Annotated in this window: 14 protein-coding genes, 1 pseudogene and 1 riboswitch; of the genes and pseudogenes, 8 read left to right on the top strand and 7 right to left on the bottom strand. The window is 52.7% G+C overall.

All coding sequences use genetic code 11. The annotated features are described in order from the left end of the window. Positions 1-94 precede the first annotated feature (94 nt). From AC6ROY_RS09495 to AC6ROY_RS09470, 6 genes and pseudogenes are all read left to right on the top strand, one after another. The gene (locus AC6ROY_RS09495) at positions 95-535 is read left to right on the top strand and encodes a MarR family winged helix-turn-helix transcriptional regulator (protein ID WP_500100047.1); all 441 of its coding nucleotides are present in this window, start codon (positions 95-97) and stop codon (positions 533-535) included. Then, positions 532-1,170: a nitroreductase family protein gene (locus AC6ROY_RS09490; protein ID WP_500100046.1), complete on the top strand. Its 639-nt coding sequence runs from the start codon at positions 532-534 to the stop codon at positions 1,168-1,170. The genes AC6ROY_RS09495 and AC6ROY_RS09490 overlap by 4 nt, the downstream gene beginning before the upstream one ends. A gap of 25 nt (positions 1,171-1,195) precedes the next feature. Then, positions 1,196-1,492 (top strand): putative quinol monooxygenase, encoded by a 297-nt coding sequence (locus tag AC6ROY_RS09485; RefSeq protein WP_500100044.1) that lies wholly within the window; start codon positions 1,196-1,198, stop codon positions 1,490-1,492. A gap of 146 nt (positions 1,493-1,638) precedes the next feature. Further along, a pseudogene (locus tag AC6ROY_RS09480) lies at positions 1,639-1,961 on the top strand (DUF2834 domain-containing protein). 345 nt (positions 1,962-2,306) lie between these two features. Then, positions 2,307-3,263 (top strand): alpha/beta fold hydrolase, encoded by a 957-nt coding sequence (locus AC6ROY_RS09475; protein ID WP_500100042.1) that lies wholly within the window; start codon positions 2,307-2,309, stop codon positions 3,261-3,263. Positions 3,264-3,389: 126 nt separating this feature from the next. Further along, positions 3,390-4,120, top strand: a protein-coding gene (locus tag AC6ROY_RS09470; RefSeq protein WP_500100176.1) for an IS5 family transposase whose coding sequence is annotated in 2 segments (ribosomal slippage) — positions 3,390-3,687 and positions 3,687-4,120 — 732 coding nt in all. Because the reading frame shifts where the segments join, the coding sequence is not laid out codon by codon here. Between the two features lie 325 nt (positions 4,121-4,445). Here AC6ROY_RS09470 and AC6ROY_RS09465 read toward each other — a convergent pair. Then, entirely contained in the window at positions 4,446-4,982 is a 537-nt protein-coding gene (locus AC6ROY_RS09465) for a TetR/AcrR family transcriptional regulator (RefSeq protein WP_500100175.1), read from the bottom strand. A gap of 35 nt (positions 4,983-5,017) precedes the next feature. Then, positions 5,018-5,479, bottom strand: coding sequence for a nuclear transport factor 2 family protein (locus AC6ROY_RS09460; protein WP_500100040.1), 462 nt, complete (start codon positions 5,477-5,479; stop codon positions 5,018-5,020). Positions 5,480-5,692: 213 nt separating this feature from the next. On the opposite strand from AC6ROY_RS09460, the gene AC6ROY_RS09455 reads away from it, so the two are divergent. Next, positions 5,693-6,571: a PhzF family phenazine biosynthesis protein gene (locus AC6ROY_RS09455; RefSeq protein WP_500100038.1), complete on the top strand. Its 879-nt coding sequence runs from the start codon at positions 5,693-5,695 to the stop codon at positions 6,569-6,571. Between the two features lie 155 nt (positions 6,572-6,726). Here AC6ROY_RS09455 and AC6ROY_RS09450 read toward each other — a convergent pair whose 3' ends face one another. The 4 genes from AC6ROY_RS09450 to AC6ROY_RS09435 all read right to left on the bottom strand — a co-directional run bounded on the left by AC6ROY_RS09450 (position 6,727) and on the right by AC6ROY_RS09435 (position 15,446). Beyond that, positions 6,727-7,497, bottom strand: coding sequence for an ANT(4')-I family aminoglycoside nucleotidyltransferase (locus AC6ROY_RS09450; protein ID WP_500100036.1), 771 nt, complete (start codon positions 7,495-7,497; stop codon positions 6,727-6,729). A gap of 397 nt (positions 7,498-7,894) precedes the next feature. Next, positions 7,895-12,499 carry an S-layer homology domain-containing protein gene (locus tag AC6ROY_RS09445; protein WP_500100035.1) on the bottom strand — a complete coding sequence of 1,535 codons (4,605 nt, stop codon included), beginning with the start codon at positions 12,497-12,499 and terminating at the stop codon, positions 7,895-7,897. A 126-nt stretch (positions 12,500-12,625) separates the two neighbouring features. Continuing rightward, positions 12,626-13,327: a response regulator transcription factor gene (locus tag AC6ROY_RS09440; RefSeq protein ID WP_500100034.1), complete on the bottom strand. Its 702-nt coding sequence runs from the start codon at positions 13,325-13,327 to the stop codon at positions 12,626-12,628. Then, the gene (locus AC6ROY_RS09435) at positions 13,302-15,446 is read right to left on the bottom strand and encodes a sensor histidine kinase (protein WP_500100032.1); all 2,145 of its coding nucleotides are present in this window, start codon (positions 15,444-15,446) and stop codon (positions 13,302-13,304) included. Before AC6ROY_RS09435 ends, AC6ROY_RS09440 begins: the two co-directional genes overlap by 26 nt. Before the next feature lie 262 nt (positions 15,447-15,708). Next, a riboswitch (cyclic di-GMP riboswitch) is annotated at positions 15,709-15,794 on the top strand. A gap of 134 nt (positions 15,795-15,928) precedes the next feature. Here AC6ROY_RS09435 and AC6ROY_RS09430 point away from each other — a divergent pair. After that, positions 15,929-17,905, top strand: coding sequence for a methyl-accepting chemotaxis protein (locus AC6ROY_RS09430; RefSeq protein ID WP_500100030.1), 1,977 nt, complete (start codon positions 15,929-15,931; stop codon positions 17,903-17,905). A 245-nt stretch (positions 17,906-18,150) separates the two neighbouring features. Here AC6ROY_RS09430 and AC6ROY_RS09425 read toward each other — a convergent pair whose 3' ends face one another. Beyond that, positions 18,151-19,026, bottom strand: coding sequence for an ABC transporter ATP-binding protein (locus tag AC6ROY_RS09425; RefSeq protein ID WP_500100029.1), 876 nt, complete (start codon positions 19,024-19,026; stop codon positions 18,151-18,153). Positions 19,027-19,107: the final 81 nt, after the last annotated feature.

Here is a 19,107-nt window from a genome sequence, read left to right as displayed (position 1 = left end):
CAAGAGAAAATCAACGAGATATGATTGATATATCAATAGTTGATGTATCAACTAATCTCAAGCAATAAACCAAGTCTAGCCAAGGAGGTGCTGCATGAACGAACCGAAGCAGCCATCCGTCATCGACCGGCTGCAGCAGCTCTACTTTCAGATCAGCGCCTCCTTCGGGCATTGCACGGGCGTCAGCCCGTCCCGTTTCCGGCTGCTGCAGCTGCTGTTCACAGCCGGTGAGCTGAGCCAAGCCGCTCTGCAAAAGGAGCTGCAAATCGACCGCGCCGCCATCACCCGCCACCTGAAGCAGCTGGAGGCGGACGGCATCGTCACCCGGCGCAGTAGCCCGAACGACAATCGGATTACCCTTGTCTGCCTGACTGAGCACGGACGGCAGGAAATTGCCTCCTACAGGGAGGAAAAAACGCGCTTTCTCGACCAGCTGCTCCGCGGCTTCAGTGACGAGGAGCGGCTGCTGCTGACCCAAATGATTGAGCGCATGCAGGAAAATATTCAAGATTATAAAGGAGAAGACGAAAAATGAAAACAACAGCTGTCAGCAACGATTTTCAAGCTATTGTGAGCGGACGCCGGTCCATTAAGCAGTATGATCCGAATGTGAAAATCAGCCGCGAGGAAATGACCGCTATATTGGAGCAAGCGGCCTTGGCCCCTTCCTCCGTCAATATGCAGCCATGGCGCTTTCTCGTGATCGAAAGCCCGGAAGCCAAGGCGGCTTTGGCTCCGCTCGCCCGCTTCAATCAGCGCCAGGTGGAAACCTCGGCTGCCGTGATTGCCGTTTTCGGCGATCTGCAAAGCTTCGACAACGCGGACTACATTTACAGCAAGGCTGTGGAGCTAGGCTATATGCCGGCCGAGGTGAAGGAGCAGCAATTCCCGATCATCTCCGGCTTCTACGCCCAGATGTCTCCGGCCTTGAACCGGGATACGGTGCTGATCGACGCCGGGCTTGTCTCCATGCAGCTGATGCTCGTCGCCCGCGCTTACGGCTACGACACGAATCCGATCGGCGGGTACGAGAAGGACAAAATCGCCGAAGCCTTCGGCCTGGACACTGAGCGTTATGTGCCAGTCATGCTCATTTCCATCGGCAAAGCCGACAGCAGCGGCTATCCATCCGTCCGGCTGCCGCTTGACAAAGTCGCGACCTGGAAATAAACACAACATAAAGGAGACTACTCTTATGCTTATTATTCACGCTACCCTGCAAGTCCATCCCGATAAAAAAGACAGCTTTCTGAAAGAAATTCAGCCGCTTGTGGCCGCTTCCCGCGCGGAGGAGGGCAACCTGTCCTACACCCTGTACCCGGACATGGAGCAAGCGCACACCTATCTGATGGTCGAGGTGTGGAAAAGTCCGGAGGCTGCCGCCCTGCACAACCAAAGCGAGCACTTCCAGGCTTTCGTCGCCAAAGCCAGAGACTTGCTGACGGCTCCGCTCGGGCTGGAGATGTATAGCGGGGAACCGTACCGTAAGTAGGGGCAAGTTTTTCGGAAAATCCCGCGGCAGGCTTGGAACGGAGCCTTGAAGGACATGGGTAGAGCCGGGGTCACAGGTAGCAGCGAAGATGGAGCAAACGGACTTTTGCGAGCTTTTTAGAATTACAAAATTAATGGAGAGTTATAGTGAAGTACTTTTATGGAGTATTATCTTTTTTGGGACTCGTCTTGCCCTATTCGCAATTCATCCCTTGGGTCGTGCGCAACGGCTTCGATATGACTCTCCTATTTGAAGCCATAACCAGTTCGCGTATCGGAGCTTTTGCATGGATGGATGTTTAGTTACCGCGATCGTGCTCATGGGATTCATTCTGTTAGAAGGCACCAGAAAGAGAATGAAATATTTATGGCTGCCGATTGCAGGTACGCTACTGGTAGGTCCTTCACTAGGTCTTCCCTTGTTTTTGTTTCTTCGACAATTACACTTGGAGAAAAACATTCTAAAATAACATCAAGGGTGGGAACGGAAACATGGTTAAACGAATCAGTTTAAAATGTTCGGTAAAGTATCTCTTGCGCTGCGCGTCAATGGCGGCGACTTCCTTGTAGATTGTTTCTTTTGTTACTCCAACCTTCTTTATTGAAAACGATACTTCACATAATCTATCAAATCCATGAAGTGTACAGAAGCGAAAAATTATGAATTTCCCATGTATTATATTTTGGGCGCTAAGGATTCGCAGGCCCCTTATGTCATTGCTGGAACAGCCTGATCTGTTCTTTGAGGCTCTGCTGGAAATTAACATGATAGAAGGAATGAATAAATCCAGTGAAACAGGGCGGTCTGAAAAATCATGAAAATAGCAACCCGAAAAAGAAGAGTAAACATAATTATTACGATGCTAATTATTTTGATACTTTTAATTAGCGGAATTATCTGGCAAAATATAATGGTGAAGAGAGAAGAAAAAATGTTTTTGCCACCGGGAAGCGTTTATCGAATAAACTCTCATGACATGCATTTGTATGGTGTTGGTGAAGGTAGCCTCACAATTGTTTTTGTAACAGGCTCAGGAACGCCAAGTGCTTTTACGGATTATTATCTTTTGCAAAGCGAACTGCATCAATATGCAAGGAGCGTAAGTTATGACCATGCAGGTTATGGCTGGAGTGAAAATACAAATATCCCAAGAACAATAGATACAATAGTGGAAGAACTGCACCAGTTGCTTCAGACAGCGAATGAAACATCACCTTATCTTTTAGTTGGGCATTCTCTAGCTTCATTAGAAGTCATTCATTATGCTCAAAAATATCCAAATGAAGTCAAAGGAATCCTGTTGCTGGATGGTGGTAGTCCTGAATATTACGCACAAGGCTTAGAAACCGGATCCTATCTGATGAATAGATTTACTGCAGGATTAAGAGTGACTGGGGTTGTTAGAGCATTAGGGAATATCGGTTTTTTACTTCCTTTCGCAGGTGAAAACATACGGTATAATTGGCTTCCGAGTAAAATTAAAGATATAGACATCGCCATGTATTATAATCACATCGGGGATGATAGTAATTTAAACTGGATAAAAAATATAAACGAAAATGCTCAATTAGTCATTGATGGAGGTTATTTAAAGGATATTCCTTTGCACATTCTATCATCGGATACCGGCGGTGACTGGAGTAGGGTGCAGCAACAGCTGTTGCATTGGTCCAACGACAGCCATCAGGAAACCCTAGCTAATTCTAAACATTATATCCATTGGTCTAACAAAGAAGCAGTTCTTACTAAAATTTTAGATATGCTGAACTAGGGCTTGTCTGAAAACTAGAGGTTGCTTCAAAGGCGTAAGCATAGCATAATTTTACAAGGACGAAATAACGAGGAGCTCATAAGGATGCTAAGACGCCACGAAATCAAGGATCAGGACTGAGAACGGATTAAAGATCAATTACCACCCGAAAACATGGGAGAAGGCAGACCCTCCAAATCTAACCGGGTGATGCTAAATGGCATGCTTTGGAAAGTCAAAACAGGTGCTCCTTGGCGTGATTTGCCTGAACGTTTTGGTCCTTGGAAAACCGTGTATTCCCGATTCCGTTTGTGGAGTAACGACGATCTTTTTCAAAAGGTGTTTGAGTCCTTGACTAGCGATGCGGACTTGCAGGATGCCTCTCTGGACAGCACCTCCTGTAAAGTTCATCAGCATGCAGCGGGGGCTAAAAAGGGGCTGCAAACGCCGAATCCATCCAAGAAATCGGACTGTCCCGAGAGGGGCGCAACACCAAAATCCACGCTGTAGTGGACGCGCCGGGTAACCCGGTTCGGCTTTTTTTAACGCCCGGCAATATCCATGACACTACGGTAGCCATCCAAGCTCTCTCTGACATAATCTTGTCTGGAAGCGTTGCTTTAGCCGATAAAGCCTACGGGACAAAGGATATTCGAACCTATATCGAATCCCAAGATGCCACGTTCTGCATCCCTCCAAAGTCCAATGCGGCACAACCTTGGGAATGCGACTTTTATCACTATAAAGAACGCCATGTGGTGGAATGCTTGTTCAACAAACTCAAACAATTCCGCGGGATCACCACATGCTACGATAAACTTGCTCGAAACTTTTTGAGCTTTGTTTTTCTGGATTCTGCTTTGATTTTGTTGAAGTAGACCCATTATGATGAGTTTTCAGACACGCCCTAGTTAACCCCCAACGTTAATCTAGCCTCCTTGAACATCCCGAACCCCAATTTCTCAAAAGCTCCTTCTTATCAAGATCTCCAGATGCTGCCGGGCAATCTTTATGATAAGCTTCAGGTTTATTTCGCCCTTTACATTCCTTGCTATTTATTTCGAAATTCTGTAAAATGATTTCCTATATGAGGTTGCAATAGGACGAAGCGGCATTGATAAATAGGCTTGTGGGTGAGTAAGCGTAGATATCGCCTCGAACCTCTTGTGATAGAGACGGGCAACCTCCATACCTTAGCATCAATCATGAAGGATTCACCTCGAACAAATCCGTTACTCGCTGGGCAAGACCTGCCAAGGTACGTTTAAAAACGGTCTCATCGTTGAGCGCTCTACTGAGTATCAATCCGCCCTGAATACTGCCAATCGCATCTTCCGAAATTTGAGTAGCAACTTCCATAGATGCGCCTGTTCGAACAATTGCGGCACATAAGGCAGCGATCCACCTTTTAAAATACTGTCGAATCTTCGAAGCGAACCGATCACGCGTCTCGTCTAGGGCAAAAGCACCGACAAGACATATTCGTTGACCCGACTGAAAATACGCATCGACCTCTCGCCACATGTTTTGAATAGCTGCACGGGGTTCGTCCCGTTCAAGCGGCTCAAATATGTTGCTTATGAACCATTGATCGATGTGTTCGAGAATCTCGGCAGCCATTTCATCTTTCCCCCCAGGGAAAAAATGGTAAATACTTCCTTTGGAAAGACGTGTGCGGGCCGTTATTTTGCTCATGGATGCGCCCTCGTAACCGAGCTCGCGAAACACCTCAGCAACCATCGGAATGACATCGGCCTTTTCGAATACGGTACGGGTCATAGACCTAGATCGGTTAGACCGGGGTGGTCATCGGGGCGCCGACCGAGCGGCCAATGAAACTTTCGTTCAGCTTCACTAATCGGCAAATCGTTAATCGACGCAAATCTGCGCTTCATCAAGCCATCAGCGGCAAATTCCCAATTCTCGTTCCCATACGACCGAAACCAATTTCCGCTATCGTCATGCCACTCATATGCAAAGCGTACTGCAATCCGGTCATCGGTGAACGACCAAAGCTCCTTGATCAGCCGATAGTCCAGCTCTTTAGCCCATTTTCTTGTTAACAACGAAATAATTTCCGTGCGACCGACTAGAAATTCGCTGCGATTTCTCCAAGAGCTGTCCTCCGTATAGACAAGTGAGACCCGTTGCGGGTCGCGGCTGTTCCAGCCATCTTCTGCCAGCCGGACTTTTTTAATCGCGGATTCATGAGTAAATGGGGGAATCAGTATATTCAATAAAATTCTCCTCGCTTTCTATTCCGTTTAGTTTAGTATAAACCGATCGGTTTACAAATGCAAGCTGCACTTAATAATTAAGCAAAAGAGGACTTCGTATACAAATCAACGCGCTAAACAAAACCTTGTCGTTGCATACAGCAGGGAGAGCAGAATCGCAAGTTGGCTCTAGGCCACGATATGACTAAGAGGAACATACATGGGGGTGGACTTGTGAAGAACATACACGTTTATCATTATGATGCATTCAGCAAGGTTCCCAATTTGGGAAATCCAGCGGGAGTCGTGTTGGATGGCGAAACTCTTACCGAAGAGGAAATGAGAGAAATCGCTGAAAAAGTAGGCTTTAATGAAACAGCTTTCCCTCTTAAGTCCGATAAAGCAGATGTAAGAATTCGTTTTTTTACACCCGGTCATGAAATAAATCTATGTGGCCACGCAACGATGGCTACGATCTACGCTTTAAAAACAAAGGGATTACTTGGTGATGCTGCTGACCTTCTGATTGAAACAAAAGCAGGGGTTTTGCCGATTCGATTGTCTTCAAACGACGGGCTTGACATTACCATGAGGCATGCTGTTCCCCAGTTTCAAGAATTTAAAGGCTCTCTCAAAGATCTGGCTGACTCCATGGGAATTGAAGAAAGTGATATCGAGTCAGAACTGCCCACAATGTACGGAAGCACAGGTACATGGACGTTGTTGATCCCAATCACAACCCTTGCCGCATTCAAACGAATGCAGCCCAACAATCAACTTTTCCCGAAGGTGCTGCAGGAAATGCCTAAAGCATCTATTCATCCGTTTTGTTTTGAAACCTATGACCCTCATGCACATATGCACGCACGTCATTTTTCTTCTCCGTTTTCCGGCACCATTGAGGACCCGGTCACTGGCACAGCCTCTGGGGTGATGGGCGCTTACTACGCTAGATACATCAACAAACAAGCTCCTTCTTTAGAGCTTCTGATCGAGCAGGGGCACGAGATCGGAAGGGACGGCAAGATCCGAGTGTCCGTCACCGATAACGGGAATGTGATTGAAATTACGGGGAATGCCGTTTACGTAAATGAGTTTGATGTTCTCATTTAATCTTTTGACTTCATAGGGAAGGATTGAATAACGCGAGATTAAAGAAAGGGCCATCCCATAAGGGATGGCTCTAACACTGTCCGCTACATTGCGGAGAACCTTGCCCTAAATAACGGCAAGTTTCTTTCGGGAAATCCTGTAGCAGACATGGCCAGTCAAAACGGGATTCTTTTTGTACTTATGACGTAGTCATGTTCGGTTGCCCACTTCACGAGTCCATTCCAGAAATTTTCACAAGCTGAAACGATCTTTGAAGGTTCTGATAATTCACCAAACATAACCATGCGTACAATATTGTCGAATCCTTCTGGACGGCCAGGCAGTTCCAATGCTTCCGGTAATACCATTGAGCCAGTCGAGAAAAGTTTTTGGTTGTGTAACCCGACTAACATAGCTCCGTATTGAGCAAACTCCACTGCCAAGTAGGGCAAGTAGGTGTATGGGCCACTTAGACTGACATTCCTAAGTTTCCCAACAAATTCGTACATTTCCCCTACAAGGACTTCATTGATTGAACGTCGGAAATCTTCCCTTGCTGGTGATGCGGCAACTTCCTTCAATCTTGGGAAAAAGCCCTTTGGATCATACAGACTAAGTTGAGAAAAGAATGGACCATGCGTCAACGGCCATTTCTCCTCAACAGTAGACGCGGTTTCAAGAAGAATGTCCGCACTACAGACGTTCACTTCAGCTTTCCAAGGCCCGGCCGACCATTCATAGCTAAAATCTACGGATTCGCTGGATTCATTTAGTACACAAAACATCTCAATGTCTGAAAAAGGGCCGTCCGTACCTCTGGAAACAGAACCGTAGACTCCAATGGCGAGGATTTTTTCTCCGTACACCTCGTGTAATCTCGAAGCAATTTCGTGGCAGGTTTCCAGTCTTTCGTTTCGAGAAATATTTACAGGTCCATTCATGTGCATTAGTGTGCATCTCCCTTTGATTTATTTGGGTGAATAATCACTAACACATGGATGGAGGACCTCGGGCTTAACGGGGAACTTTTGGGGGATGCATTTGATTCCCTCCCAACAATTTTCTTATGTAAATTTTACCCAAACCAAGTTGATTTGACAAGATGTGGGGCGCGGTTTACAAAAAAACTTGCCGTTCCATACAGCGCGGTGAACCGTATCACGAATAGCGGCCAAGCCTTTCAAGGCTTGGCCGCCACCTTCGCCGTAAGCTGCAGCCTCAGATGTCCAGCCGACTCAGATGGCCTCCTCGCTGAATGGCCTTTCTCAGGCTGACGCAGCAGGGCGCCGACTGTAGTCGGCCACCGCCCCGCTCACCCGCGACCCCTCTCGTCCGGCTACTTTCCTACCCGGAGTTTCGGACATAGAAGGTAACCGGCTCGACCGGATAAATGGCCTCGCCGATTCTGGCGCCAAGACCGGTGACCGTAATGACGAGATCAGCTTGCTGCGGCAGCGGATATACGTAGTTAATCAGAATCATATCGTCTCCTTGTCTGCTTTCATACACATAGGCTTCATTCACCTTCATTCCGTTGACAGTTATGTCGGTCTTAGGCATATTCCACGCGTAATACAGATCGAAATCCAGCTTCGAATGAAGAATCTGATGCCCGCCGCTCATCAAATACGGATTATTCGGCGAATTTGGCTCAGCGGAATTGAGCAGTTGCAGCGGCAGCTGCGGCTCGAAGAAATTGGCGCCACTGCCGACTCCCGTTACAGCTCCTGGCTTCCTCTCGGTCTGCGGCTGCACCTTAATCTGAACAGGCTCGCTCGGCTTCTTGCCTGCCGCTATGGCCTTGATCGTCCACACGTCGTCAGCCTGCGCCAGCGCAATAATCGGAATACGAACCTTGCCCTCGCCTTCGGCATACCCGATCGTGTCGCCAACCGCATTCATTACGAACAGCGATGACCGCTCGGCCACCTGAACCTCCCAAAACGGCATCCAGGCCACGGGCAGCTCGAATGCGGGTGCAGCCGTGAGTGGCGACTCCTGAACCGTCAAGGTAACAGGCTCGCTCGAACGGTGCCCAGGCGTCTCCCCGACGAACTGAATTTCTTCTCCTTTCTCAAACGAATGCTCGAACGAAAGCGTAAAATCTCCTGCTTCGTTGGCATAGCCAATCGTAATCGTTCCAGTCGTTCGTTTCGCCACGATTGCAGCAAACGGATCGGCGCGCCCGGTCATGTGCGGGGTCAGCTCCAGCAGCCTATCGACATTGAGCTGCGGTCGAGACGATACGCCGTCCAGATATGGTGCAATCGGCACAAGCACAGGCTCGCTGTCGGTCATTTGATCACCGCGAGCCGTGATGTTAACATGCTTTAGGCCAGACAGCTCCATGCCTCGCAAATCAAGCGTAAACCGTCCACTTTCACCCGCATAAGCAGTCTGCAGTTGTCTGCCTTCAGTCGGATGATAGGCGGTGATGGTAGACCACATGGCCGCTTGGCCTGTCAGAATGCCTCCGTTCGGATAAACCGTGCCGGTAACGGACGGCGGTTCCGACGGTATGACAGGATAAGACTGCACGACAACGACAAGCGGATCGCTGATCTCCTTGAACTCCTCCTTGACCGTTACATGAAACTTGTCCCCGACCTCGAGCATAAATCCGTGCAGCAGCAGCAATCGGGAAAACTGGTACGGCCGTTCGATGGCGGCCCAGGCGTCATAATCCACATACACTCCGCCAAGGTACAACCCGTCGGGCAGCGTAGCTTCAACATACAACTTGCCATGCTTGGCGCCTGTAGTGCCGTAAAGCACGAGCGTGCCCTTATAATAATCGCCGAATAGCGTCGGCGTCTGGCTTTTGGCGCTGCCCTGCACGGCCAGCTGCAGCGGCAGGCTGGCATCCTTGCCGTAGCTGTCTGCCGTTATCTCGATAACGCCGCCCGGCTCAAATTGGCCCGTCAGCTTGACGAGCGCATAGGCACTGTTCGCCGGCATCTGGAGCCGCTGCAGAAGCTCCTCGCTGCCCTGCTGCCGCACGGTAATCCAGCTTCCTGGCTCCGCTGACACCTCAAGATAGCCGCCGGGCGAATAAACAGCACCGTCCACTGTCGGCGGCTGTGTGCGCTTGCCGCTGACCGCCTTAATTACAACGCTCGCGGCCTCGCCATACCCGTAGCCGTATTCGGTGCTTCTCGCCTGCACAAGCAATCGGTCTCCGGCTTTGGCGGCCCCCAGCGTTTCCACGCTCTCCAGCTCCTGACGGAATTTCCCTTCGCCGTCAGCCGTCGTGGCCAGCATGACTGCACCGTTCTCCAGCCGGACGCGTACATCCGCATTCGCTGTCGCAGTTCCTTCAATGACGCCGCCATCGGCGTAGACCGCGGCCGAAACGACAATCGGCGCAGCGGACAGCGGCGAATGCTCAACTTCAACAGCAACCGGCTCGCTCACTTTATACGGATACCCGGCATTGGCCGTGACAAGAAGCGTCTCGCCGGGGAAGGAGGCAACCTCAAACGGGATCAGCGTCCCGGCCGATGCGAACGCCCCGCTGCCGACAAGCGCCCCGGATTGCCTCCTGACCTCGATCAGTGCATTCGCGCTTGCATCCACATAGATGCCCCGGCCCTCGCTGTACACCGACTTCACAACGGCAGGCTTGGCGGATCTCACCCTCTCCTGTGCGGTAAAGGTTACCGCTGCGCTCTCAGCCTTGCCCGGAAGCTGCGCGACTACCTTATAGGAAACTCCGGCGCTAAGCGGCGCCTGCGGCGAAAGCTTGTACTCGCCGATTCGTCCGGCGGCTGTTGCGCTTGCCAGCTCCTCGCCGCCGGACGACAGCAGCCTGACCTTCGCGCCTCGCTCTGCCCGCCCCTGCACGTAAGCATCGTCTTCATAGAAGTCCTGACTATTCATAAATGAGGCTACCGTTGGCCGAGCCGTCGTCTGCGCCTCCTCCGGTGAATCATACGGCAGCACCGTAACTTGCATCGGCGGCAAGGGGAAGGTCACACCGTCCTTGGACAGCTGTCCGCCCAAGGTGACGACAATTTCGAACGAGCCTGCAGCCGGTCGCGACACGAGCCCCGCCGGGCTGAGCGTCTGCTCCAGATCCGACGACCAGGAGACGGATGCCTTCCCGCCGCTGCTCCCCGGATAGTTCAGCTCTATCGCATCCGGCAGCACTACGTGATGTCTGATCGCGTAGCTGCTGTCGCCAGGCGCATACTCGATCTGCGCACCGGCAGTCGGCGCAGCCATTTCCAGCACTCTGCGCAGGTAAACGTCCAGATCGAAGCTATAGAAGAGCAGCGTTCTGTTCTGCTCGTCAGTCAAATCGTTCTCGACAGCTCCCGCTGCCTTGGCAGCCTGCCAAAGCGCCCGCGCCTTTCCAACCTGGCGCTCGGCTTTCCCGTTATATTCATAGAAGGGCTCAATCGCCTCAATGGCTGCAACCGCAAGCTTGAGCGCGATCGCCTTGACTCCATCCGCAAGCTGCGGATCGAAGGCAATCGTCCCGCTTTGCTCCAGCTCCAGTGGCAAGTTGCCGATCGCTGTCGCATCACCGGCGAGCGTGACCGGTCGGCGTACCGTCAAATTGGCCAGCTCCGCCCCTTCGGACAGATGGAGCACCGGCGGCTGCGACTGCTCTGACACGATCACCTTGCCCTTGAACTTTCCGCCAAGCCTTACGGTTTCACCGCCTTTGTTCAGCGCAATCTCTACCGTACCCGCATAGCCGTCCGCCATGGTAACGTCGAGCTGGGTCTGGCTGGCCAGTTCTGTCCGCACCACAGCCGTACCGCCCTCGTACAGCACACGCACAGGATGCGTCTGCTCCGCCGCATCAACCGTGACCTGCTCCGCCTGCACATCGTTCAGATGAACAGATTGCGTATTGCCGGACCGCACGACGATTTTTGTCGCCTTCACCCTGCGCAGTGTCAGCTCCCCAAGCGGCCCCGGGTCAAGAACAAGAGTACCCAACACGGTAGTTTGGCCTGTCAACGGTCCGTAAGTACCGCCCTGCTTCAAGGTATAATTGCCCGTATAAGTGCCGCCGCTATTCAAGATTTGCTCAGTAGGAGGCTCCACGCCCCCGGGGGAGGGCGTAGGCGGCTCTGGCTGTGAAGCATCATCCTCCTGTGAACCGGACTCCTGCTGCCCGGCCTGCAGCGGCGGCTGTTTATCCTGCTGCCCGGTCTGTGAAGGAAGCTGTCCCTCCTTCCCCTTCTCCTCCTGCGCCCGTAGTCCGAGCTCCGCCGCCCGCCGCGCGTATACCGCCCGATTTTGCATAAATTCGTAAGTCAGTCGGGCAGCGGCCTGGCGGTCGGCAGGCTGCTGCGGCAGGAAGCTCAGCCCGCCCGCTTCATCCGGCGTCCCTTCAACAAGGTCAATCGCATACGCCAGCGCTACATAAGGCTGCGCCCAGCTGGAAATCCCGCTCCGGTCTGTAAACAAAGGCTCCTTCTGCATCGCCTTCGCCTGTTCGTCCAAACCGAGCGCACGCACCATAAAGATGACCAACTGCTCCCGTGTCACCTCGGCGCTCGGACCAAAGCTTGAGGCGGACAAGCCCTGGACAACGCCAGCCCGGGCAAGCGCGCCGACATAGCCGCTGTACCAGCTTTCCCTGACCACATCGCGGTAAACGGACGCGGCTGCCTCGTCCGGCTGCAGGCCGAGCGCAAGCGCCACAATTTTCGAAAGCTCCGCCCTTGTTACCTGCTTGAGCGGCTGAAAGCTTCCGTCCGGATAGCCCGATACAATACCGGCGGCGACTAATGCCTCAATCTCGGCTTGGGCATAGGAGGCCGAAATATCGTTCAGGCTGGCAGACGCAGCTGCGGTAGCTGTCTCAGCCGCGCCTGCCGTAAGTATGGCGCTCTGCGGCGCAGCGGCGGCATAGCCGCTCCATGCTTGCAGCAGCATGCAGACGAGCAGCAGACGCACCGCCAGCCTATTGCGTAGTAATAACTTGGACAATGATAATCCCTCTCTCTCGATGTCAAGATAGCTGCATTATACATGTCCCTGTTTAAGTTCTGTTTAAGTCGCCGCAAGCGCGCAAAAGCTCCAGGCCGTTGCTGCGCCTGGAGCTTTGCCCGCTTGCTATTGCTCGCTGCCGCCGAACTTGTAGCCGAAGCCGCGAATCGTCAAAATGTAGGCTGGATTTGCCGGGTCCCGTTCGATTTTTTTACGAAGATGATGGATGTGAACCATGACAGTCCGCTCGTCGCTCATCCCGTCCAGCCCCCAGATTCGCTCGTACAGCCGACCGACGCTGAACACCTGATTGGGCTGGTCCATAAGATGGAGCAGCAGTTGAAGCTCCTTCGCCGGCAAGACGATCGGCTTGTCATTCACCGTGACCTCCAGCCGCTTCTTGTGTACGAAGAGCCAGTCGTCCCGCCATACGTCTGCGCCGCCGCCCGCTCTTGCGCCTGCCGAGCGATAACGCCGCAGCCCCGCCTGCACGCGCGCCACGAGCACCTCCGGCTCAAACGGCTTCGTCACGTAATCATCCCCGCCGATGCTCAGCCCGGCGACAATATCCTGCGGATTTTTTTTGCTGGTAATAAAAATAATCGGAACGTCCGAGCAGCTCCGAATGGTTTCCACCAGCCTCATGCCGTCCATGCCGGGCAGCATAATATCCGTGATCAGCAGCTGATACTGCGTGCGCCGAAACAGCTCCAGCCCTTGCTCCGCATTAGCGGCAATATCAACGCGAAATCCTTCCTTCCGCAAATAAATCGCCACCAGCTCGCAAATATCAGGATCGTCTTCAATCAGCAAAAGAGTCGTCTCCATGCTCTTCTCCTTTCGGGTCATGGACCGCGGCGGCGCGGAGGGCTCCGACCTTGGCGGGAAGTATCATATAAAAGTCGCTGCCTTCGCCGGGGATGCTCGTTACGCCGATTTCACCTTGATGGCGGGCCACAATTTCCTTGCAGATCGCCAGCCCGAGGCCGCTGCCCGCCGATCCCTGCCGATGACCGGCAATCCGGTAACGGCGCTTGAAAATGTGGGGAAGCTCTGCTTCCGGGATTCCGCTGCCGGAATCGGTCACATGAATGACCACATGGCTGACAGGAGACTCATCGCCGGGCCTGAGTTCCGTCCAGATTCGAATGACACCCTCTCCGGGGGTGTATTTGACTGCATTGGAAATCAGGTTGGCGAACACGCGCTCGAACCGGAACCGGTCAAGCCTCGCTAGCAGCTCCTGACCCGCGGGAAGCGAGTACTGCGGCTCCTCCCACAGCAGCGTTATCCCCTGCGCGGCCGTCTCGGCGGCGTAGCGGTAGCTCAGCTGACGCAGAAAGGGCAGGAGCGGCGTCTCCGCCAGCTCAAGCTGAATTTCGCCTGTTTTCAACTGGCTCAGCTCAATGACGTTGTCGATCAGCTTCTCCAGCAGCAGGCTGCGCTCATAAATGCGGCCGGCGTACGCCGGCGCCTCCTGCGCGGGAATAACAGCCGTCTTGATCGCCTTGGAGAAGCCCTTAATCGCTGTAATCGGGGTAGTCAAATCATGGTACACCTCAGCCAGCAAGGCGCTGCGAATCGCCTCGATCCGGCTCAGCTCCTGATTTCCGCGCTCCAGCTGCAGATTGAGCTCCTGCAAGGAGGAGGTGCGCTGCCGGATTGTCTCCTCCTGCGAAGCGATGACCTGATTCAGCTCCGTGGACAGCAGCTCCGAACGGGTAACCGCTCTTGTGAAGAGCAGGGATAAATTCAGCAGCTGCGTCAGCAGAAAGAACAGCAGCCCGAACGGAACGAGACCGCCCAGCGATACGAATCCGGTATAATACAAAATTTCGTGGATAACAGCGGCAAAAAAGACGACAAAGCCAAGCATGTTGAAGCGCGACCCCGTTCTTCTGCCAAGCGCAGCGCGGATGTAGACGTACATCACATAAATAAATACGGGCAGCAGCAGCACGATAATGTAAGGAAGCATCAGCTTTGTATATACAAGAGCCGGCATGACCAGCACAAATGCACCGAACCCGCCGAGGCCGACGGCAAAAAAGGGAAGCAGACGGCCTGCCGCTTCATGCGGGTATTGCTTGTTGACAAATGCCGCCAGACTGCCGATTGTGACGATTTCCGACAAGTATTCCAGCTTCACCCCCCATTCCCAGGACAGTCCCGGCAGCAGAACGTAAATGAACGATTCTCCCAGCAGCGACGACCGGATGCAGATCGCCAGACAGATCAGGCCAAACCATAGAGCGGCGCCCTCCTGCTTGCGAAACAGGTAGAGAAACATCGAGAAGAGCGTCATCAGCAGCAGGCAGCCGGTCAGAAACGTCCACACCATAACCCGGTTTCTGTGCAACGAGGAAATGCTCTCCGCATCCCCCAATTCGAGACTTTCCCAGATTCCCCCTGTGCGCTGATTAAAGTTGGCAACCTGAATCACCAGCTCGTTGTCCCCCGGGCGCGGCACGAAAAAGTACACCCTCGGATAGCTTCTCGGCACCGTAAGCGCAGCCGTCTCCCCGACAACCCCGTTGGCTTCTGCAGGCACGCCGTTAACCCATAGCCGGTAGGCGCTCGCGATATTATTGACATACAGGCCGAGCGGCTGGCCGGCCGTCTCAACGGACAGCTGGAAGCTCAGCCGGTAAGTCGCGTAGCCTTCATTGGACAGGGGTTGTCCGGCCGCTGTATAAGCCGACCATTGCGCGGGAACGGATACGCTCAAGGCGTGTCCGGGCGCAGCGGAACCGGCGGCAAAATCGTCCGGCGCAAGCAAATGCCCCCAATACAGCTCCCAGGGCCCGTTCAAGGTCACCGTGCTTCCCTCGTAAGGGCTCCACTGCCGCAGGTCCTGAGACGGCGGTCCGTCGGTTGCCCCGGCCGACATAGGCGCGCCGCACAAGCCAATAAGCATGACGAGCAGATATGCTACGAATTTCATCATCGTTAATTCCCCAGCCTTATACAGCAGCAGACTCATAGACGCGAGCAAGCGTCCGCCAATCTGCGTTGTAATCGTATAGCATTTCAAGGGGTATTATCGGCAAACGCGGGGCGGATTTCAAGCAGAATCGGGTGGCCCCCCTTATTATGTGATGTACATCACAAAAACAGAAATTTATGGAGGCATACCGGGTAAAATCGTTTACTGTCGAGATTTGTCGTTATATAATTAAGCAAGTTACATCCACACACAAACAGAATAGTTAGCGAAAAGGCAAACCCGTCGAAAGGCGGGGACGCAAAGCTTCGGGTCTAAGGCTGGACAAGCTAAGGCGGCCGGATTACCGAATGTGGAAGGGCTCTGCGCATACACATCCAGTCAATTCGGACTGGCTTTTTTATTTCCTCCGGGGTGAACACCCTGCCGTCGACGAATAACCCGCTGGCCGAACAACTATAACTTAACGAAAATGAGTGATCCTATTGAAGCTATCCGTAAAAAGCAGTGTAATCACGACACTTCTAATGGCACTGGCCTTAAGCAGCGTATCCTATCTAGGCTATCATAAAGCAAAAAATGTGCTGGAGCGCAACTTCCAGGACCAGGCGGCCCAGCAGCTAAGCTCCGTCCAAAACTATATTGATATTTGGATTCAGGGAGCGCAGAACAAATACAAGGCGTTGAGCCAATCCGATGACTTGCGGAGCAATAACATTCCTAAAATACTCGCCTACAGCTCGCGTATGACGGAGATTACGAATAATCCGGATGAATTTGCATTTATTGACCGGAACGGAAAGCTTTATTTGCCGGGAGCAACCGTTGACGTGAAGGATTATCCTCATTTCCAAAAAGCGATCCAGGGTGAAACCGTGACAGTAGACCCGGTCGGCTCCAAGTCTCCCGGCGTAGAGGGCACTCCGATTGTTTTAACTGCAACTCCTGTCAAAAATGATCAAGGCACGATCGTAGGGGTCAGCAACGGAGGTCAGCCGATACAAGACTTAATCAATCTGATTTCCAAAGTGAAATTGGGCCAGACAGGTCATGCGATCGTGTTTACGAAGGACGGAACCATTGTGGCTAGCGAGAACAAGGAAGACACCCTGCAGAAGAAAATAGCCGACTTCCAAAACGAGACGCTGACTAAAATTGTACAAGACAGCATCAACGGAAGCACCGGTATTGCAGAAGCCGTGGTGAATGGCGTGGACAACATGATCGTTTATGGCAAATCGAACTCGATGGATTGGGGAATTGCCATTCTCGTTCCCAAAAGCGAAGCCTACGCCGAGGCGAATGCTTTGCTGCGCTTCTCCATTATGGTGACGATCGTTTCCCTCCTCGTTTCCGCCGGGATCATTTACACGGTCATGCGTAAAACGCTACAACCGCTTTCCGTTATGAACGAGAAGCTGAAGGGACTGGCCTCCAGCGAAGGAGATTTGACCTCCAGACTTGCCGTCGAAACGAACGACGAAATCGGAGAGCTTTCCCAAAGCTTTAATAAAATGCTGGAGAACCTGCAAGGCTTGATCCGCACCATCCTGGAGAAGGGACAGGTTGTCGCCCATTCAACGACCAGCCTGCTGGGCAACGTGGATCAGCTGTCGTCTACAGTCCAGCAAACCACGGCAAGTATCCAGCAGACGAACCACGGCCTGCAAAGTCAAATGTCGGGATATGAGCGCAATCTGTCGCTAGTCGGGGAAATTGGGGAACGTGTATACGGTATTGTGGGGACCTCGAATCAAACATCCGATATGTCCGCAAATGCTTCAGCGGAAGCCAAGTCCGGAAACCAGTCGGTTATCGGCTTGGCTAGCCAGATGGATTTTATTCACGAGACTGTACATGCGGCGGCAGAAAACATAAAACGGTTAGGCGAGCGTTCAGAGGAAATCGGCAGCATTACTTCGCTGATTACGACGATTGCCTCCCAAACGAACCTTTTGGCCCTCAATGCGTCGATTGAAGCGGCCAGAGCGGGCGAGCATGGCCGAGGCTTTGCCGTCGTAGCTGCTGAAATCCGAAAGCTTGCGGAACAATCGACCGACTCGGCCGGCCAAATTGCCCGGCTCATCAACGAGATCCAGGGCGACACCTTCCATGCTGTTCAAAGTATGACGAAAGGTACTGCTGAGGTGATCGTAGGGATGGAGCAAGTGAAGGAAGTGGGCCATTTATTTGAAACCATCGTAACAACGACAGCAAATGTGTCGGGCCAAATGGGGCAAATCGCCGCTTCTGCGGATCAGTTAAACGCGAATACGCAGCGTGTAGAATCCGAAATAACCGATAGCGTAGCCATCGCGAAGGCATCCTTCGGGAGCTTTGAGACCATCGCAGCCATGTCCGAGGAGCAGCTTGCTTCGATTGTGGAAATTACGCATTCTGTCGAGCAATTAACACGTACGGCCGAGGAGCTTAAAGCGATGTTAGACAGGTTTAACGTGTAAGGGAGGATTGAACAGCGATGGGAACGCCGGAGTTCGAGGCCTGAATGAAACCTAACCATCAAGCTGCGGCGAATTGTGGTTTTGCACAGCCACGGTTCGCCCCCGGCCGGATCTCCCCTCATCAACCGCAACAAACGCCAAAAACCTTGCCCGCCGCCACAGCAGCGGAGCAAGGTTTTTTAACGTTGAAAACCCGCCGAGCCGCCCGACGCGGCAAAGCGGGTTTTCCTGTAAATCAGTGTAGCCTAGACAACGCCCACTTGCTGCCGTTGCGGCGAAGCGGAGCCTTCTACAGCGCCGCCTCTTTCCGGCTCCGCTGCCGGCACAGCATGAGCGTCACTGGCCAGTCCATACGGGAAGCAAAGCGGAGCGCCTGTGCGCGGGTCCTGGATAATATCCGCGCGGATCGCAAACACCTCATGCAGCATATCGCATGTAATCACTTCCTGCGGGCTGCCTTCTACAATCAGCTCGCCCTGCTTGATCGCCACAATATGCTGCGCGTACAAGGCTGCGTGGTTCAAGTCATGGACGACCATCACAATTGTCCGGCCCTCTTCACGGTTCAGCCGCTCCAGCAGCTTGAGCACTTCGAGCTGATGCGCCATATCGAGAAAGGTCGTCGGTTCATCGAGAAATAAAATATCGGTGCCTTGAGCGAGCGCCATCGCGATCCAGGCGCGCTGGCGCTGACCGCCGGACATCTGGTCAATCGGACGGTCGGCAAATTCATTCATGCCCGTCACATCAAGCGACCAAGCGATCATTTCCTTATCTTCCTTGGTCATCGACCCGAAGCCCTTCTGGTGCGGGAATCGGCCGAACGATACCAGCTCGCTGACCGTCAGTCCTTCCGGCGAAACCGGATTTTGCGGCAGCATCGCGAGCTGCTTGGCTACTTCCTTCGTCTGCATCTGGTGGATGGACTTGCCGTCCAGGAATACGCCGCCTTTATTGGGCTTCATGATCCGTGCCATCGTTTTCAAAATCGTCGATTTGCCCGAGCCATTGGCTCCGACAAGCGCTGTAATTTTCCCGCTGGGAATACTGACATTCAACTGATTGACGATTGTTCGTTCCCCATAGCCAATCTGAAGCTTTTCTGCGAATAACCGGGACATGTAAGTCTCTCCTTGCATCTGGAAGTCGGAAAGCAAAATTTGATAACGGTTCTCAATTTAAGTTAACATTAATGATAATGC

The organism is Paenibacillus sp. sg306046 (assembly GCF_059821225.1).
Note: the sequence above shows the minus strand (reverse complement) of the source record. Positions and strands in the feature narration are given on the sequence as shown.

What these genes read in the sequence shown, in the direction of transcription:
- AC6ROY_RS09495 (WP_500100047.1), top strand. Translation starts at nt 95, where the DNA reads ATGAACGAACCGAAGCAGCCATCCGTCATCGACCGGCTGCAGCAGCTC.
- AC6ROY_RS09450 (WP_500100036.1), bottom strand. Translation starts at nt 7,497, where the DNA reads ATGCACATGAATGGACCTGTAAATATTTCTCGAAACGAAAGACTGGAA.
- AC6ROY_RS09475 (WP_500100042.1), top strand. Translation starts at nt 2,307, where the DNA reads ATGAAAATAGCAACCCGAAAAAGAAGAGTAAACATAATTATTACGATG.
- AC6ROY_RS09425 (WP_500100029.1), bottom strand. Translation starts at nt 19,026, where the DNA reads ATGTCCCGGTTATTCGCAGAAAAGCTTCAGATTGGCTATGGGGAACGA.
- AC6ROY_RS09490 (WP_500100046.1), top strand. Translation starts at nt 532, where the DNA reads ATGAAAACAACAGCTGTCAGCAACGATTTTCAAGCTATTGTGAGCGGA.
- AC6ROY_RS09465 (WP_500100175.1), bottom strand. Translation starts at nt 4,982, where the DNA reads ATGGTTGCTGAGGTGTTTCGCGAGCTCGGTTACGAGGGCGCATCCATG.
- AC6ROY_RS09485 (WP_500100044.1), top strand. Translation starts at nt 1,196, where the DNA reads ATGCTTATTATTCACGCTACCCTGCAAGTCCATCCCGATAAAAAAGAC.
- AC6ROY_RS09440 (WP_500100034.1), bottom strand. Translation starts at nt 13,327, where the DNA reads ATGGAGACGACTCTTTTGCTGATTGAAGACGATCCTGATATTTGCGAG.
- AC6ROY_RS09435 (WP_500100032.1), bottom strand. Translation starts at nt 15,446, where the DNA reads ATGATGAAATTCGTAGCATATCTGCTCGTCATGCTTATTGGCTTGTGC.